10 protein-coding genes are annotated in these 15,161 nt (G+C 47.3%); 3 read left to right on the top strand and 7 right to left on the bottom strand.

What is annotated here, in order from left to right:
* Positions 1 to 5: 5 nt before the first annotated feature.
* Both BLR32_RS26390 and BLR32_RS26385 read right to left on the bottom strand, forming a co-directional pair.
* On the bottom strand, positions 6 to 299 hold the full coding sequence (locus BLR32_RS26390) for a thiamine-binding protein (RefSeq protein ID WP_089836295.1): 294 nt from the start codon (positions 297 to 299) through the stop codon (positions 6 to 8).
* Positions 300 to 446: 147 nt separating this feature from the next.
* Complete coding sequence (locus BLR32_RS26385) at positions 447 to 1,994, bottom strand: GNAT family N-acetyltransferase (RefSeq protein WP_089836293.1); 1,548 nt, start codon at positions 1,992 to 1,994, stop codon at positions 447 to 449.
* Between the two features lie 131 nt (positions 1,995 to 2,125).
* Between BLR32_RS26385 and BLR32_RS26380 the strand changes: the two genes are divergently transcribed.
* Both BLR32_RS26380 and BLR32_RS34565 read left to right on the top strand, forming a co-directional pair.
* Complete coding sequence (locus BLR32_RS26380) at positions 2,126 to 3,328, top strand: glycosyltransferase (RefSeq protein WP_089836291.1); 1,203 nt, start codon at positions 2,126 to 2,128, stop codon at positions 3,326 to 3,328.
* Positions 3,329 to 3,332: 4 nt separating this feature from the next.
* Positions 3,333 to 3,962, top strand: a complete 630-nt coding sequence (locus BLR32_RS34565) for an acyltransferase (protein WP_089836289.1) — start codon at positions 3,333 to 3,335, stop codon at positions 3,960 to 3,962.
* 4 nt (positions 3,963 to 3,966) lie between these two features.
* On the opposite strand, the gene BLR32_RS26370 is transcribed toward BLR32_RS34565, so the two are convergent.
* Positions 3,967 to 8,145, bottom strand: coding sequence for a PKD domain-containing protein (locus tag BLR32_RS26370; RefSeq protein ID WP_089836288.1), 4,179 nt, complete (start codon positions 8,143 to 8,145; stop codon positions 3,967 to 3,969).
* A gap of 514 nt (positions 8,146 to 8,659) precedes the next feature.
* On the opposite strand from BLR32_RS26370, the gene BLR32_RS26365 reads away from it, so the two are divergent.
* Positions 8,660 to 10,006, top strand: coding sequence for a lipopolysaccharide biosynthesis protein (locus BLR32_RS26365; RefSeq protein WP_089836286.1), 1,347 nt, complete (start codon positions 8,660 to 8,662; stop codon positions 10,004 to 10,006).
* Positions 10,007 to 10,054: 48 nt separating this feature from the next.
* Here the strand turns inward: BLR32_RS26365 and BLR32_RS26360 are convergent, their stop codons facing one another.
* The 4 genes from BLR32_RS26360 to asnB all read right to left on the bottom strand — a co-directional run bounded on the left by BLR32_RS26360 (position 10,055) and on the right by asnB (position 15,156).
* A complete protein-coding gene (locus BLR32_RS26360) occupies positions 10,055 to 11,146 on the bottom strand; it encodes a hypothetical protein (RefSeq protein ID WP_143011598.1) in 1,092 nt (363 codons plus the stop codon).
* 221 nt (positions 11,147 to 11,367) lie between these two features.
* On the bottom strand, positions 11,368 to 12,102 hold the full coding sequence (locus BLR32_RS26355; protein WP_089836282.1) for a class I SAM-dependent methyltransferase: 735 nt from the start codon (positions 12,100 to 12,102) through the stop codon (positions 11,368 to 11,370).
* Between the two features lie 18 nt (positions 12,103 to 12,120).
* Positions 12,121 to 13,251, bottom strand: a complete 1,131-nt coding sequence (locus BLR32_RS26350) for a glycosyltransferase family 4 protein (RefSeq protein ID WP_089836280.1) — start codon at positions 13,249 to 13,251, stop codon at positions 12,121 to 12,123.
* Positions 13,252 to 13,254: 3 nt separating this feature from the next.
* Positions 13,255 to 15,156, bottom strand: a complete 1,902-nt coding sequence (gene asnB, locus BLR32_RS26345; RefSeq protein ID WP_089836278.1) for an asparagine synthase (glutamine-hydrolyzing) — start codon at positions 15,154 to 15,156, stop codon at positions 13,255 to 13,257.
* Between the last annotated feature and the right edge of the window lie 5 nt (positions 15,157 to 15,161).

Below are 15,161 nucleotides of genomic sequence, written 5' to 3'. Positions count from 1 at the left end.
ATGGCTTAGTCATATTTGCCGGTCTTATCTTCAATGCTGACATCCGCATCTTTTTTAATCTGCATTTTTACGTATACCAGCAGCTGTGAGGCGCCGGCTTTGAAGCAGACGTCCTGTGCCTTGCGGACTACTTCCATACATTCGTCGTAAGTGCCTTCTATCACCGTTTCGAAAGGGCATACCCTGTATTTCAGGCCTGAGGCCTGGATTACGGCGATTGCTTCATCTACGACAGCGTATACCTGGTCGCTGGGTACGGAAGGAAGGATTTGCAATGCCAGATTGATCTTGTGTGCCATATGTTTTTATTGTTTCTGTAACGCAAAATTAATCATCGGGATGGTTTTTCGGGACATATTCCCGCGGGTTGTCGCCCCGGGCTACAAACAGAATCTAAAGGGGTCTATTGACGCGAATGATTACGTTTTGCGTACATTATGGAGCTATCAACTGTTTTTACCGGGCTTCTTCCATTTCACCTCATACAGGTCCTTGCGCATATCTTTCTTCGTTTGTACGCTACCGAATGCGTTTAGTTCTTTCAGTAGTACCAGATCTACATCTGCAATAACGACCATTTCAGTATTGGCGGTGGCATCTGCTTTCACGCCGGTAACGGGAAAGGCAAAATCAGAAGGTGTCAGTACCGCGCTCTGTGCATATTGTAGGTCCATGTTATTGACCTTGGGTAAGTTGCCTACGCAGCCGGCGATGGCAACGTAACATTCATTCTCAATAGCCCTGGCCTGTGCACAGAATCGCACACGGTTAAACGCATGCTGGGTATCGGTCAGAAAGGGTACAAACAATATTTGCATTCCCTGTTCGGACAATATACGGGAGGGTTCGGGGAACTCAACATCATAGCAGATCTGGATACCTATCTTTCCGCAATCTGTATCGAACACTTTCAGCCTGTCGCCACCTTTCACGCCCCAGGCATATACTTCGCTGGGTGTTGGATGCATTTTAATATATTCTTCGTAGGTGCCATCACGGCGGCAAAGGTAACAGATGTTGTAGAGGGCCTCGTCAATAACAATCGGCATGCTGCCTCCGATGATATTCACGTTATAAGACACAGCATGCTGTATGAGCTGGTCCCTTAGTTGTTCTGTATATTTCGCCACTCCCCTGATAGCGCCAGCCTGGTCCAGCTGATTAAATTCAGCCATCAGCGGGGCATTGAACAGTTCGGGGAATACCACGAAGTCCGAGCCATAATCACTTACGGCATCTATAAAGTATTCCACCTGCTGCATAAAGCCTTCCAGGCTACCGTAGTCACGCATCTGCCATTGCACCAGTCCTATACGAACGATAGATTTGTTGTAGCGGATGGTATCTATGTCTTTCTCATAGTAGATATTATACCATTGCAGCAAGGTGGCAAAGCCTTTGGAGGCTTCGTCATGCGGTAGATAATTCTTCAGGATCTTTTTTACCTGGAAGTCGTTGGAGAACTGGAAAGTCAGTGTAGGATCATAGATCTCCTTATCGCGTACCTTTTCGATATAGTCCCTGGGCGACATCTCATCCGCATACTTCAGATAATTGGGGATACGGCCACCGGCTACGATACCACGAAGGTTCAGTCTTTCGCAGAGTGTCTTGCGGGCATCATACAACCGCCTTGCCAGTCGCCGGCCACGATAGTCAGGATGTACGAACACTTCAATACCATAGAGGACATCCCCTTTAGGGTCATGTGTACTAAAAGTATAATAACCGGTTATTTGTTCATACGTATGTTCATCACCGAATTTCCCGTAGTCAACGATGATAGACAATGCGCAGCCCACCACCTTATCGTTTACGGTAACGGCAATCTGTCCTTCGGGAAAAAGCTCCATCAGCCGGCGGATGGTAGGTTCACGCCAGTAGCTGCCTTCCATATCTGCGTATGCAGATACCATCGATTCTTTCAGATCCAGATAATCTTCGGCGGTTAACTGCCTGATGTCGATTGTTTCGGGTGTGTGTTTTGAAGTCATAAAATAGTCCACTTTTATCTTTTACTACTGCTTTTCTATAATGTAAAAAAAGTAGTTATATTTGGGTCGTTTTTAGCCATGCTCCCTTGAGACCTCAATAAGCAATTATATCACCATAATTCTTAACTGCAGTGTCACTCATCAGGAACCGGGATATTGTTATCATTGGCTTACAGCAGTGGTATACCCCTATAGGAAGTAATTGTAAGAATATAGCGTTACAATTCGCTCGCCATAACCGTGTGTTATATGTCAATTCACCACTTGACCGGCGAACCATACTACAACAAAAGGATGATCCCAATATCTCTTATCATCTCAAAACTTTACAGAAGAAAGAACCTGCGATCGTACCGGTCGGAGAAAATCTCTGGAGCTATTATCCTTCTTCCGTACTTGAATCCATCAACTGGCTGCCGGCCAAGGCGCGGCCACTCTTCTCCTGGTTAAACAAACGGAATAACAGGAAGTTTGCCGCAAGCATTCATGAAGCGATCACGGCATTGGGTTTCTCCGATGTTATCCTCTTCAATGATAACGATATTTTTCGTGGTTTTTACATGAAAGAATTGCTCAAGCCGGCTACTTATATTTATTACAGCCGGGATTATCTGCTGGGCGTGGATTACTGGAAAAAACACGGAGAAAAGCTGGAGCCTGAGCATATCGCTAAAGCAGATGTGGCGCTGGCAAATTCCACCTACCTGACGGATATGCTCAAAAAGTATAATCCGAACAGCTTTTATGTCGGTCAGGGCTGTGACCTCTCACTGTTTGATGTAACACAACAGTATGCTGTACCTGCGGATGTTGCCAACATAAAAGGACCGCGTATAGGTTATGTGGGTGCATTGAATGCCCTCCGGCTGGATCCGGGCATTATTGAGCATATTGCCAGGGAGAAAAGAGACTGGTCTATCGTACTGGTCGGGCCGGAAGATGAGTATTTTAAGCAATCAGTACTACATCAGTTGCCCAATGTACACTTCCTGGGCAGAAAGGAGCTGAAGGAGCTGCCGGCCTATATCCGGGCTTTTGATGTATGTATCAATCCGCAGCAGGTAAATGTACTGACCGTAGGCAATTATCCATTAAAAATAGATGAATACCTCGCTTTAGGAAAACCGGTAGTAGCCACCGCCACCAGGACGATGGAGCTATTCGATTCACACACGTACCTTGCCCGGAATGCAAATGAGTATGTTACGCTGATCAGCGGGGCGCTTTCAGAAGATTGTCCTGCCCTGCAGGAGGAACGTATTGCGTTTGCCCGCTCCCATAGCTGGGAAAACTCTGTAACAGCCATTTATGAGGCAATCTTAAATACCGCATGACCAGATGAGTACATTTACAAGCCTGAAAGAGAAAATCAAAAGTAGTCCCGGACTTAAACAGTTTGCACACCGCATGATAATGCCCAAAGGCCAGGCAAGACCCCGCCTGTGGGTAAGACTGGTGGTGAACCGTTTTATACATAAAAGAGGGAAAGGCGCTATCGTGCGCCGTTATACCCGGCTCGACGTATTCCCTTTTAACAACTTCACACTGGGTGCTAAGTCCATCGTCGACGATTTTGCCACCATCAACAACGGGATGGGCGATGTACTGATCGGCAACAATGTGCAGGTGGGTATAGGCAATGTCGTGATCGGCCCTGTTACTATTGGCGACAATGTGATCATTGCACAGAATGTGGTGATGTCGGGGCTTAATCATGGTTACCAGGATATTGCTGTTCCCATTGGTATGCAGCCCTGTACTACAGGAGAGATCAACATCGGTGCTGACAGTTGGATTGGTGCGAATGCAGTGATCACAGCGGGCGTAAAAATAGGGGAACATTCCGTGGTAGCAGCGGGTAGCGTTGTTACCAGAAATGTTCCCCCATTTAGCATTGTAGCCGGGAATCCTGCAAGACTCATCAAACAGTATAACCCCGCTACAAAATTATGGGAAAAGGTCCCCTGATCTGTTAATTAGCTTTTATAAACTTCGTACTCCATTTATAAGTGCTCTTCTTGTATACCACCTGCAGAATGTATGTACCCATTGGCAGAGATGATACATCGAGTGCCTGTTGCTGGTTATCACCCGCCGGCAGGTTATAGCTCTTCAGTGCCTTACCGGAGATGTTGTAGATAGTGATAGTACCCTGCGTTGCGTTCTTCATACGTTGTTTGAAGTACAATGTGCTGACAGCCGGATTCGGATATGTCATGATCTCAGGCACGAAGGTATCTCCCTCTCCCTCAAGCACGGTCACTTCGAAAGTAGAACGGGCGCTCAGTTTATTCTCATCGGTGACGGTCAGCTCAAACACATAACTGCCAGGGAATGACATACCGGAAATCTTCGTGCTCCTTCCATTTGGAGCGGAGAAGCTGGCCGCCATCGGACCATACACCTGTTTCCATGCATAAGAAGTAATCGTGCTGTTGATTGCATAAGAAGCGCTACCGTCGGCAGTCATACTTTCCTTAGGCAATGTCAGGGTCAGGTCGCCCTGTGTACGGGCAACAGGCGCCTTGCTGTTATTGTTGCTGGTGGAAGCCGGCAGTACGGTTACCGTCATCCGGTCTCTGGCAGTAGCATTCTTATTATCTGTTACCGCCAGTTCGAATACATAAGTGCCTTCTGTCAGTGCAGATACTACGTTAATAATACCCTGTGAGTTGGAGAAGCGTACGTCTTTACCAGACATCTTCTGCCATTGGTAATTGGTGATCACACCGTCCGGGTCGGAAGAAGCGGCTCCGTTCAGGATCACGCTGTTAACCGGCAATGTAATGGTCACATCGGCGCCTGCACTGGCAACAGGTGGTTTGTTAGCAACCGGCGCAGGTTTCACCACTACTCTCATTGTATCAGTGTCTATCATGTTATCATTGTCCGCAACAGTAAGCGTCAGTACATAAGTACCTTCTACCAGGTCAGTTGCCTGAGTGACAGCCACGTTAGATTGTGTAAAGGTACCTCCGTCGGGACCGCTTAACTTCCTCCATGCATATTTCGCGATACTACCGTCTGCATCTTTAGAGGCGCTTCCGTTCAGGTTCACTGTATTGCTGGGCAGTGTGATTGTCTGGTCTGGTCCGGCGTTGGCCACAGGCGCTATATCCGGCGCAGGAAGGTTCACTCTCACTACTACGTTTGCAGTGGATGTAGCATTATCATCATCGGTGACGGTCAGGGAGAACGTATAAGTACCTCCTTCGAAGCCCGTTACTGTGGTATTTGCCAGGGTTGCACTGGTGATCTTCACGGTGATAGGCCCTGCTATTTGCTTCCATGCATATTTCACAATCTTACCATCAGCATCTTTTGAAGCAGATCCATTCAGCGTTACACTATTGGTTGGCAGGGTTATACTCTGCATATTGCCTGCATTGGCCACAGGGGCCTGGTTTGGCGCTGCGACAGGGTTCACTTTTACCGTCACACTTGCGGTAGCGGTAGCCTTATCGTCGTCAGTCACTGTCAGGGAGAATACATAAGTACCTTCCACGAGACCTGTTGCCGTGGTTTTGGCGAGCGCAGAACTGGTAAATGTACCCGCAGCCGGACCGCTTACTTTCTTCCAGGCATACCCGGTGATCTTACCATCGGGATCTGAGGAAGCAGAACCATCGAGCGTTACTGTATTAACTGGTAGCGTAATGGCTGTATTTGCGCCGGCATTCGCTACAGGTACCTTGTTTGGCGCCGCCGGATTTACTTTTACGATGATGCTGTCCATGTCTGTAGCCGCCTTGTTGTCGGTTACGGTCAGCCTGAAGATGTAGGTACCGGCAGTTAGTCCGGTTACACTGGTTGTAGCTACTGCTGCATTGGTGATCGTTCCTCCGGCTGGTCCGGACAGTTTCAACCATGCATATTTGCTGATAGTACCATCTGCATCGGTGGATGCTGCGGCATTAAGTGTTACAGTATTTGTTGGCAGGGTGATAGTAATATCCTTCCCGGCATTGGCAACAGGTGTTGCATTGCCACTACCCGGAGCTGCGGTTCCCTGGTATTCATAGGCGCCTACATCAAAGCCTTTGTTCATAGGGCGTTTGTTACCATCAAGGTCGTCTGTCAGTCCGAGGTCGGCCACTGATTTACCACCATCGACCGCTTTTGAGCTACCAACAAGGTGGAGATCACCACCGGCTACATTGGTCACTACTTTACCTGCATTTGCAGTAGTAGAGAAGAGGTTATTGCCGTAGTCGAATTTAATATTCTGCGCTCCCCTGATGTAAATACCATCCGTAGGATAGCTGCCTCCCAGGGAATTTTCAATTATCAGGTTGTTATATACTCTATGGCCAACAGTGGTCAGGTAGGCGTATATCTTGATGCCGCTATTGCCTGTATTATAGATCGTATTATTATAGATGTAGGCGGTCACGGGTTCGAGGATCAGCTTATCTGCCACCTGAATACCTTCCCCGTTCTCTACATTGGAAACAGTATTATTATACACGTAGGAGATACCGGATCCGAATAATGCAATACCGGGCAGATAACCGTGGTCCACTACGTTGTCATAGAGTCTTACACGGGAGCCGCCGCCCATCAGCATACCATAACTCTGTGCATCCAGTCTGTTGGTGCCATAGTTACGGACGATATTATGATGGACCTTGTTGGTTCCCATGTCTGCCATGGCTACCTGGATACCGTCCTGGCCCATGTACTGGAGATCATTGTCGTATACTTCCAGGTCCTGGATGTGATGAGATTTGATGCCTTTACACAGGGCATAATCCATGATGTAATGAGTGTTACCAATATAGAAACCTTCGTAGGCTGCATAGCGGCCTTTGATGTGGTGAATCTTCACATTCTTCATTATGTATTTGCCTTCCCAGAACTGTGGATTGTTGCATTCCTGGGTGGTCTTGGCCACAATAAAGGAACCTACATCGTGGATATAAAAGTTGTGTACATCAATATCGCTACTGCCTGAGCCCAGGTACATTCCTTCCATTACAATGCCCAACAGGTTCTTCCCATTCACGTCAAAGCCATATTCGATGCCCGGAGTACCAGTACCTGTGATGTGCAGGAATTTACCTCCCATAATACCGAAGGAAACGTCTGTTTTAAGGGTCTTGATACCTGTTCTTACCACACCACCGCAGTTGGTAATAACGATCGGTTTATCGGCGGTACCTACCAGGTTACCCAGCTGTATGAACTCATAATCACCTCCGGCAATACAGAGCGTATCGCCCGGATTCAGGTTGAAGGCTTTCATGGCATCCGTGTACCACATGCCATTGCCGACATTGGTCTTCGCCATTACCTTCTTATTGCCGGCGGGTGGCGGAGGGGGTGGATCTGCAGTTACACCTGCCTGGTACTGCAGCATCCACTCGTATACATTCATACCATTTTCCTTATAGGAAGGATCATAGGCGGTAGTCCATGCATCATGCCCTTTTTTGTTGAAAATGGTGAGTTTGGGTTCCGGATTAGCGGCCGGTTTATAAGCCTCTATCATGGATACCCAGTCCCTGGAATATTGTGAAGGTACCATAGGGTCGTCACTATTGTGAAGGAACCACATCGGCACATCGTTTTTAGCTACTGTGTTGGGAGCCCGGGGCAGCTGTTTCGGGTTCATATTACCTGCAATAGGAACAGCCGCAGCAACCATTTGTGCATAGGAATCGCCTGCGCTCGCAAAATCTTCCGTAACACCACCACCCATACTCAGACCGGTTACATAAATACGTTTGTTGTCAATCCTGTACTTACGTTTCAGGTAGTTGATCAGGCTTAATACATCTACCGGAGCCGGAATTTTCTTAAACTGCGGAGCGGCAACTATAAATGAATAAGACTTGCCTTTGACTGTAAAAGAGGTGGGAAAAGTACCATTGTTAAGCAGTTTAGGCAAACCGTTCTTCAGCACAGTTTTCAACTGTGTGGTGCCGTTACCGAGTTCTCCTATGCCGTGAATGAAGATGATCAGCGGAAATGATTCCTTACTGCCTGCATAGGACGGTGGAACGTATTCGTAATACCCCCCGGAATTCGTAACATTGGTTCCGGCTAATGATACCGCTGTCATCTGAGCGGTTGCTGCTAGCGTTGTGTACAGTGTCACTGCGAGGCATACAGTGAACAGTCTGAACATCGTTGAGTACAAATGTTTCATCAGTCAGGTTTTTCAATTAAACTATATGGTGCACTTGGAGGGGTTCTCCCCCTGATCTATAGAATAATAAAAGCAATTCAGTTGAAAATGGTTAATGCACACTGGATGTAATCGTATACATAGTCTCCCAGAGGTCTTTCAACAGTCGTCGTGATGTCCTTTTAAACTCACCTGGTTCTTCATAAGGGCGTCTGATTATGATGCTGGTGTGTCCCTGTCATCTGACATTCTGCTACTCTTAGATGTTTTTCAAGATCCCGCGGCAAAGTACAATAATTTTATTAGTCAAATAGAATATTTTTTATATGTAATTATACTAATTAATAAAGCATTATAAAAATTAATACGTAAATAAGTATCAACGACGTTATTGCTGGGGCTGCGCGAAATTAAATTTTGCCAAACTTTTATATTATGGTAATATTGTGGACACCGGAATACACCTGTTCCCCAATAATCTTATCCTGTACAAAGACCGCACAAAATTTCGATTCACTGGTTTTATATCAAATACATGGGATTTAAATTATTATCGGTATTTAACAACAGGCATTTTCATTCTTTATTAGGCAATCTTGTCTCCGCTTTTCTGAACGTTTTATCCTTTGCCATTCTCGTTCGTCTGCTGTCCCTTTCTGCCTTCGGAGAATGGGTATTATTTATAGGCACATATACTGTACTTGATCAGATCCGCACAGCATTGCTGCAATCGGGCATTATTAAATTTTATACCGGCGCTGATGAAAAGACCGGCCTGGAAGTGGCAGGCAGTGCATGGTATCTTGTGCTCATTTTAACAGGCATTTACCTGCTTTTGAATCTCATAGCAGGACTTATACTCTACAACTTCTTCGATGAAACCTGGCGCTTCTTTATGCGCTGGCTGGGCCTGATGATGGTGGTGTCTGTCCCCTTCAATGTAGCCAGCTGGTTCCTCCAGGCAGAACATCGTTTTGACAAGATATTGCAGATACGCTTCTGGCAGAACGGAGGATTCCTGGTGCTGATCTTATTGTTTCACTTTTTCGGTACTGTTACCCTCCCCCATGTGCTGGTTGCATACATGACCGGACTGGCGGCTACCAGCGGATTTACGCTGCTGAAGGGTTGGACCAAGGTGCGTACAGTGGTGCATAGTACAAAAAAACAGGTGATCGTACTGGTAAAATACGGATGGCTGATCGTAGGCAGTATGATCTCATCCGGCTTCCTCAACTACTCTGATAACTTCCTGATACGTACCATGATCAGTCCTGCAGCAGTAGCTATTTACAGTATTCCGCAGAAGTTCATGGAAGTGATAGAGATCATTCTCCGCAGTTTTGTAGCTACAGCGCAACCTACGCTGTCGGGGGCTGCCAACAAAAATGACTGGCCGGGCGTATCAAGGGCCTTCAACCGCTATACGGGTGTTGTCAGCATTGTGATCATTCCTTTTATCATTGGCATGATCCTCTTCACCGAGCCCCTGATCATCATCCTGGCTGGCCGTGCATACCTGCCGGCAACAGACGTGGTGCGTATCTTCCTCCTGTGTGCTTTTCTCTATCCTATTGACCGCTTTATCGGGGTGGCACTGGACATGATCAACCGGCCACTGACCAATTTCTATAAGAACTTCATAAAACTGATACTAAATATCATCGGCGATATTGTTTTCATATTGCTCTTCCATGATGTACGCTGGGTGGCATTCGGCTCATTGCTGAATATGATTATTTGTGTGGTGATAGGTTATTATATGCTGAAGAAGTATGTGCCATTTACGACGCGTGAGATTATTCAACTTGGCTGGGCGGAATGCCTCGTGATACTGGAGAAAGTAACGGGGAAAATACGCAGAAAGTTGCCTGTTTCCTGACAGAACGAAAACAGGCAACGCTTCTTTATAAAAGATCAGGATAAACGATCATGGTGTATCCATGCTCTGGATCAGTGCCACCAGGGCGGCCGGTGTTACGGGAGCCAGGTTAAAACTAATCGCTGCATAATTCTGACCTCCCGGAGGCGCCGGAATATTGACAGGTAGTTTCTGTGCGAAGAAGTTACCGTTCAGCGCTGTGATAGCCAGGAAAGTACCTGCCTGACCTATGGGTACAGAGTTCTGATAACTCAGTAAGCCCTGGCGACCAACCGGCGCATTCAGAATTACATTGTACAATTTCACTACTGTATTTACACCAGCAGGTTTGAAAAATAGCATGCTTGGCTCTTCACCGCCGTAACTGGTCTGGGTAGCCGGATTGTAAAAGTTGGTGAAATAGCCCAGTATAGTGGTTTTGGGACCAGGCAGGTTAGTCAGTGCGTCGCAGTTTCTCCAGGCCATCAGACTATCGAGACGGAAATTCAACGTAGTACCGTTGAATAATGCGAATCCCGGCGCCGGATTCCAGGAAACACCCTGATTACCGCTGGCCGCAACAGGAATGGTAACGGGCTGATTCGAATCGTTGTAGCCTGAAGTAGAAATGATAACAGACGTATCACCACCCCATAGCGGTACACCATCCTGTGCCGGCCTTTTGACAACCGGTACCTGTACAGCTACTGCGCTGTCGGCCCGTAGTTTCAGATCCTGTCCTGCCTGAGTAGCGCGTACGAAGAATTCTCCGTAAGACGTAAGCTGTGCTCCGCCGTTTGTAGCTGTGGGTCTGCTGGCAAAGATCATGTTGCTGGGCGTCAGGATCTCTTTAATAACAATGTCTACACTACCTGAAACAGGGCCGCCACTTTGTGTGACGAGGGAATTCGGGCTGAACGTATAGATAGAACCCTGTTTAGTTTTGATTCTACCACCCTGTTTGCCATCTACCTTGAAAAATTCGTACTGTGGACCATTTGCCCGCAGGAGCTTTGCCAGCATGGCGCCATCACCATCTGCCTCAGCCGCTGCAGCGGCGATTCTGTTATTGCTCTGTAGTTTGGCTTCTTTTGAACAGGATACAAAAGTAAGCGCGGCTATGCACAAGCCGCCCCATGTCATGAGGGAAAAGGTTTTCATCGTGGGTTTGTTTTAAGTTAGGGCTTTTCTGTCGGGGATAAAATTATTCATTATGGCTGCTACAATATAGACACCTTACTATAACGCTGATAAATACTTATGCATATCCGTATCATCTTAAGCAGGCCGGTCCGCGTGCACGTCAAAGCACACTCATAAAAAAAAGAAGCCCCCGGAATAATCCAGGGACTTCGCTCCTTAAAAACAATCCTGTATTAGAACTAAATTCTTTTCAGCACTCTCGATCTGATAATGCTTTTGCAGATATCTGTAAATGCCCGGGCCGCTTCTGTCAGCTCCTTTCCCAATGAGCGTTGCGGGAAGTAACGGAGCACCATTTCACGGGTCCAGGGCTCTTCAAAATATTTGAGAATGTCTTTGTCGTCCGGATTTACAATAAACTCAAAGCTACCCTCCCATTCCACACGCATAGTATGCAGGTTGGGATGTGTTCTTTCCATGATCTTGTATCCAATGGATGCTTTGGGCAGGTATTCCAGGTATAGGTCGCCAAAGTCAAAGCTGGTAGGGAAAGATATTCTTTCTTTATCTACCAGTACTACTTTGCCTTCCACTTCCAGCAATACCCATTTATGTGATTTCTTAGGGAAGAGATGTTCACCCAGCAGGGATGGTGTTTCAATATAACCTCTTTTCGCTACGCGGAACTGTTCATTGAGGAAAGCCACAGGGTCTTCCACATGTTCCAGTACGTGATTACAGATCACATAGTCAAACTCCTTGTCTTTGAAAGGCAGGTTTTCTCCGTCTGCTTTCAGGAACTGCTGGTTTCTCAGCACTTTTATGTCGCCGCTGCGATGCGTATTGTCATCAACGTATTTATCTACTACCACATTTGACCTGGGGTGCGGGTTGTGGCCGCCGCCCACCTCAAGTACCCTGTCCGTTTTTTTAATATTCAGATCGAAACGGGATTGGGGATTTCTGATTTTCATGCGTCAAGTTTATTAATCTTATAATGGCGCCAGCATCTGCTGGTACACTGTTTCTATTTTATGGGTCATATCCCGCACATCAAAGTTTGCTTTCACACTCCTGCCGGCATTTTCCTGCAGTGTGTTACGCAAGGCACGGTCATGTATCAGTCTTTCGATGGCGGCCACCAGCGCTGCTTCATCCTTAGGTGGTACGAGCAGACCGGTCACCTCATGTTCCACGGCCTCACGGGTACCATCCACATCAGAGGCGATCACCGCTTTGGCCATCGCCATGGCTTCCAGCACCCCTATCGGGAACCCTTCCCAGAGAGAAGGCAGGCAGTAAATATCCACTGCGTTCAGTACTGCCGGTACATCCTGGCGGAAATTGTCAAAGATTACCCTGTCACTGATGCCCAGATCTCTTGCCAGCTGCACGGCGGCATCTTTCAGGTCGCCCTCTCCTATCATTAACAAGGTAAGGTCCCGAAAGTTGGCGCAAACCCTGGCATAAGCCCTTAACATCCCCAGGGGATCTTTCTGTTCCGTAATACGGACGATATACCCGATTACCAGGTGATGGGCAGGAATGCCATATAAAGCCTTTATATCGGGGTATTCACCAAAGCGGTTGAACTTCTCCAGGTTCACCCCGTTTTTGACCACCAGCGACTTAAAATCCCCAAATTCGCGTACTCCTGTCTCATGATTGGAATCGGAAACCGTAATATTGAGCCTGGTACGCCGCGTAATGAACTTTTCCGCCAGTATCCTGGCCTTTTTATTCCAGGCAGGCAGACTGTCGTGAAAAGACCATCCGTGAATGGTATATATCACCGGCAGGCCCAGCGAGCGGGCGGCCCAGAGAACATTGGTATTGGCGCGGGTACCATGCACATGCACGATATCCACCCTTTGTTCTTTCAGGAATTGTTTTACTTTCTTCCAAACCTTGAAGTCGAACGCCTTCTCGGTATGGATGACATGAGCGGGCACGCCCAGTTTGGCAAGGGATGTGATCATCGGGCCGTCAGTAAAGGATAGCACCACCGGCTCGAACAACCCCTTGTCCAGGTAACGGACGAGGTCCAGCACATGGCTTTCCCCTCCTCCTATTTTGCCCTGGCGGATCGTTTGTAAAACTCTGATCTTCTTAGTCGCTTCCATCGGTTACAATTGTTCCATCCACCGGCTATACCACAGTTGGAATACGAGGATATTCCAGAGTTTCTGGTGACTTACCTTTCCGCCTTCAAAATAGTTCTGCTTCAATACCTGGATATGCTCCGGATCAAAGAGCCCGGTCTGCTCCAGTTTGGCGGGAGATAAATAATACGCCATCTGTTCTTTCAGTTCATCCCTGAACCAATGGGTCAGTGGAGCAATGAACGGTCTTTTAGGACGGTCCATCAGTGTTTTCGGTATATACTGGTGTACGATTTCCTTCAGGATGTATTTGTTGACCTTATTCTTCACTTTTACGTGAGCAGGCACTTTTGCCAGGAATTCCACCAGGCGGTGATCCAGCATGGGTTCGCGACCTTCAATGCTGACAGACATAGTGGCCCTGTCTACTTTTACGAGGTTATTGTCGACCAGGAAGGTTTTATAGTCCACAGAGAGCAGGCGGTTCAATGCATCATTGATATTGTTCAGTTCCCCGTTCATATCAAAGTTTGTCTTGTAGCTACAGTGTGTACCTCCCAGGTAACTGGCAGCTTCTGTTTCTGTGATATACTGGCTGATATATTTCAATGCCTGCTGTGACTTACCTGATGCCCAGATCAGTTTCATCTTCTCATAACGGCTGGCAAAGTTGTATTGTTTATTGAAATAAGGAATACTGGCCGGATTTACCAGCTTCATTACCTTACTTACCACCCCCTGCAGTGATTTCGGCATACGTTCCGTGTATTGCAGGGATTGATTGAATTTGTTGTACCCGGCAAAGAGCTCGTCGCCACCGTCGGCAGACAGTACCACTTTTACCTGCTTCGCGGCCAGTTTGCTGACCAGTGTGGTAGGCACGGTGGAGTTATCAGCAAAAGGCTCGTCATAGATTTCCGGCAGGTGTTCCAGTATGTCTCTTGCATCTGAAGGACCTACTATCCATTCGGTATGGTCGGTGCCCAGGTGTTGCGCAATCCGGCGGGCCTCTTTAGACTCATCGAAAGCCGCTTCTTTATAGCCGATGGTGAAGGTCTTCAGGCGGCTGCCGGAAGAAGCCTGCAATATGGCTGCCACACTGGAGCTGTCGTAACCACCGCTCAGGAATACCCCAACCGGAACGTCAGCTACCATGCGGTATTTATAGGCGCTTTCCATCAGCTCTTTGGTATGTCGGATGATATCGCCTTCATACATATTTGTCAGTGGCTGGCGATAGGCATCCAGTACGCTCCAGTATTCTGAAGTAGTCAGCGCTTTATTCTTCAGGGACAGATGCATGAAATGTCCCGGTTTCAGTTTATGCGTATGTTCGAAGATGGTATACGGAGCAGGGATGTAACTATACTGGAGGAACAGTGATACACTGTTCACATCAATCTTTTTCTCGAAAGCGGGGAAACGGCTGAAGCTTTTCAGTTCAGAGGCAAACAGCAGTACATTGTTATGCCAGTAGTAATAAAGCGGTTTTACGCCTGCCCTGTCGCGGCAGAAGATCACTTGTTCTTCCTCTCTGTCATAGATCACAAAGGCGAACATACCAATGCAACGGTCTACTATTTTCTCTTTCCAGCAATCATATCCTTTTATCAGGACTTCTGTATCGCTGCTGGAAGTAAATTGGTACCCCTGGTGTTCCAGTTCCCGGCGTATCTCTTTAAAGTTGTATACCTCGCCATTGAAGATCATGGTATACTGTTTAAAATGCATAGGCTGATGGCCGCCGCTGGAAAGGTCGAGAATGGACAGACGACGCTGGCCTAATCCGACTAATGCATTAGGGTGTTCAAACACTTCATAACCACCGTCGTCCGGACCGCGATGCAGCAATGCATCGGTCATGTCTTTTAATACGGGGAGGCTTGCCTTTTTGGAGAAATCAATAAACCCTGCTATGCCACACATGGTAA

The organism is Chitinophaga filiformis, assembly GCF_900102545.1.
GTDB lineage: Bacteria > Bacteroidota > Bacteroidia > Chitinophagales > Chitinophagaceae > Chitinophaga > Chitinophaga filiformis.
This window is presented reverse-complemented; position numbering and strand designations above follow the sequence as displayed.

Excerpts from the sequence above, each read along its gene's own strand:
- BLR32_RS26390 (WP_089836295.1), bottom strand. The coding sequence starts at position 299 with ATGGCACACAAGATCAATCTGGCATTGCAAATCCTTCCTTCCGTACCC.
- BLR32_RS26385 (WP_089836293.1), bottom strand. The coding sequence starts at position 1,994 with ATGACTTCAAAACACACACCCGAAACAATCGACATCAGGCAGTTAACC.
- BLR32_RS34565 (WP_089836289.1), top strand. The coding sequence starts at position 3,333 with ATGAGTACATTTACAAGCCTGAAAGAGAAAATCAAAAGTAGTCCCGGA.
- BLR32_RS26370 (WP_089836288.1), bottom strand. The coding sequence starts at position 8,145 with ATGAAACATTTGTACTCAACGATGTTCAGACTGTTCACTGTATGCCTC.
- BLR32_RS26365 (WP_089836286.1), top strand. The coding sequence starts at position 8,660 with ATGGGATTTAAATTATTATCGGTATTTAACAACAGGCATTTTCATTCT.
- BLR32_RS26360 (WP_143011598.1), bottom strand. The coding sequence starts at position 11,146 with ATGAAAACCTTTTCCCTCATGACATGGGGCGGCTTGTGCATAGCCGCG.
- BLR32_RS26355 (WP_089836282.1), bottom strand. The coding sequence starts at position 12,102 with ATGAAAATCAGAAATCCCCAATCCCGTTTCGATCTGAATATTAAAAAA.
- BLR32_RS26350 (WP_089836280.1), bottom strand. The coding sequence starts at position 13,251 with ATGGAAGCGACTAAGAAGATCAGAGTTTTACAAACGATCCGCCAGGGC.
- asnB (WP_089836278.1), bottom strand. The coding sequence starts at position 15,156 with ATGTGTGGCATAGCAGGGTTTATTGATTTCTCCAAAAAGGCAAGCCTC.